The sequence below is a fragment of the Streptomyces cacaoi genome, from assembly GCF_006539165.1.
GTDB lineage: Bacteria > Actinomycetota > Actinomycetes > Streptomycetales > Streptomycetaceae > Streptomyces > Streptomyces cacaoi.
The window spans coordinates 1-2,534 of sequence record NZ_BJMM01000145.1 but is presented as its reverse complement, the minus strand read 5'-3'; the positions used below and the strand labels follow the sequence as shown (position 1 = coordinate 2,534).

The window sequence follows — 2,534 nt, the reverse complement described above, 5'->3', positions numbered from 1 at the left end:
GCGCCACCAACACACCCGCCAACCGGTCCGACAGCACATCCAGCTCGCGATAGCTCAGCGTCCGACCACCACACGACACCGCCGGTGCATCCGGACCCGAACGCACCCGCGCACGGAACAGCTCCGGCAGCGTGGCGGTCGGTGCGGGCTCGGCTGCGGCGGGGGCGTCGACCGCCCGGCGGTGCTCCTCCTCGCTCAGCAGCGGCAGCCGGCCGACCGGGCACTCCGGGTCGGCGGTCGCGGCACGCAGCAGCCGGACGAGCCGGGCGACGAGGTCGTGGATCGTCTGCGCGTCGAAGAGGTCGGTGCGGTACTCGACGTCGCCCTCGATCCCGGCGGGCGCGCCGTCGGCCGTGCGGCGCTCGGTGAGGTTCCAGAACAGGTCGAACTTGGTGGTGCCGGTCGGCATCAGCTCCATGCGGGTGTGCAGGCCGGGGAACGCGAGCTGCTCCTCGGGCGCGTTCTGAAGGGCCAGCATGACCTGGAAGAGCGGGTGGCAGCCCGGGGACCTGACCGGGTTGAGGGCCTCCACCAGATGCTCGAACGGCAGGTCCTGGTGCGCGTGGGCGGTCAGCGCGGTCTCGCGGGCGCGGCCGATCAGCTCGGCGAACGAGGGGTCGCCGGAGACGTCGGTGCGCAGTACCAGGGTGTTGACGAAGAGCCCGACGAGGTCGTCCACCGCGACATCGGTGCGGCCGGCGACCGGCGTGCCGACGGGGACGTCCGGCCCGGCGCCCATCCGGCTGAGCAGCGCGGCGAGTCCGGCCTGCACGACCATGAACACGCTGGCCCCGCAGCGCCCGGCCAGTGTGCGCAGCGCACGGTGGAGCCCCGCGTCCAGGGTGACGGGCAGGTGGGCACCGCGTGGTGCGGCCTCGGTGGTGCGGGGCCGGTCGGCGGGCAGCCTGGTCCGCTCCGGCACACCGGCCAGCCGGGCCCGCCAGGCGTCGAGCTGGACGGCGTGCCGGCTGGCGGGGTCGTCCGGGTCGCCGAGCAGTTCGCTCTGCCACCGGGCGTAGTCGCCGTACTCGACGGGCAGCGGGGCCCACCGCGGCTCGGCTCCCCGGCAGCGGGCCGCGTACGCGGTGCCCAGATCGCGGGCCAGCGGCGCCATCGACCAGCCGTCCGCCGCGATGTGGTGCACGGTCAGCAGCAGCACGTGCTCGCTGTCGTCCAACCGGAACAGCTCGGCGCGCAGCGGGAGTTCACGTGCCAGGTCGAACCGTCGACGTGCTGCCGCGGTCAGCCGGTCCGGCAGTGCGTCCGGTGCCACGTCCTCCAGCGGCAGCCCGAGCGCGTCGCGGACGTGGGCCACCGGTGCGACGTACCGCCGGGGCTCGCCGTCGACGGCGGCGAAGGTGCTGCGCAGCGTCTCGTGCCGGGCCAGCACATCGGCGAGCGCGGCCCGCATCGCGGACCGGTCCAGCGCGCCGGACAGCCGCAGCACCAGCGGGATGTGGTACGTCGGGCCGCCGCCGTCCAGTTGGTGCAGGAACCACATGCGGCGCTGCGCGAAGGACAGCGGCGCCTCGCGCGGCGCGGCCCCTGCCGCGTCCCTCTCGGCCGTACCCGAGCCCGGCCCTCCGGCCGGTGCCTCGTCCGACGTCGCGGCCCCGTCGGACGTTGCGGCTCCCTCCGGCGTTGCGGCCCCGTCCGACGTTGGCGCTCCGTCCGGCCGTCGGACGAGGGCCGGGCGGGCCGGGCCGGATGCGGGCAGGCGGGCGGCCAGCGCCGCCACCGTGGGCGCCCGGAACACCTCGCGCAGGGCGACCTCGGCGCCGAGCACGGCACGGATGCGCGCCACCAGCCGGGTGGCCAGCAGGGAGTGCCCGCCGAGCGCGAAGAAGTCGTCGTGCACGCCCACTTCGGGCACGCCGAGCACCTCGGCGAACAGCCCGCACAGCACCTGCTCGGCCGGGGAGCCGGGGGCCCGGCCGCCCTCCGCCGTGCGCTCCGGGGCGGGCAGCGCGGCACGGTCCACCTTGCCGTTGCGGGTCAGCGGCAGCGCATCCAGCAGGACCAGGTCGGAGGGCACCATGTGGTAGGGCAGCCGGTCGCGCAGATGGGCGCGGAACACCTCCGGATCGCCGCCCTCTCCGGCGGCGGGCACGACGTAGGCGACCAGCCGGGCGTCCCCGTCCGCGCCCGCCCCCTCGTCGCTCCGGGCCTGCACCACCGCTTCCGCGACCCCCGGGTGCGCGGTCAACTCCGCCTCGATCTCGCCCGGTTCGATACGGAAGCCGCGCACCTGGACCTGGTGGTCCGCGCGGCCGATGTACTCCAGCGTGCCGTCCGTGCGGCGGCGCACCACATCGCCCGTCCGGTACATCCGCTGCCCTGCCGGGCCGTACGGATCGGCGACGAACCGCTCGGCGCTCGTTCCGGCGCGCCCCGCATAGCCACGGGCCAGCCCCGGCCCCGCGACATACAGCTCTCCCGCGATCCCGACGGGCACCGGCTGGAGCCACCTGTCGAGCACGTAGCCGCGCAGGTCGGGCAGCGGACGGCCGATCACGCCGGCGGCACCGTCCCGA

Annotated in this window: 1 pseudogene; it reads right to left on the bottom strand. The window is 75.8% G+C overall.

Features of this window, described 5'->3' with window-relative positions:
• Window positions 1-2,515 (bottom strand): annotated as a pseudogene (locus tag SCA03_RS37125) (condensation domain-containing protein); the annotation flags it as partial.
• Window positions 2,516-2,534: the final 19 nt, after the last annotated feature.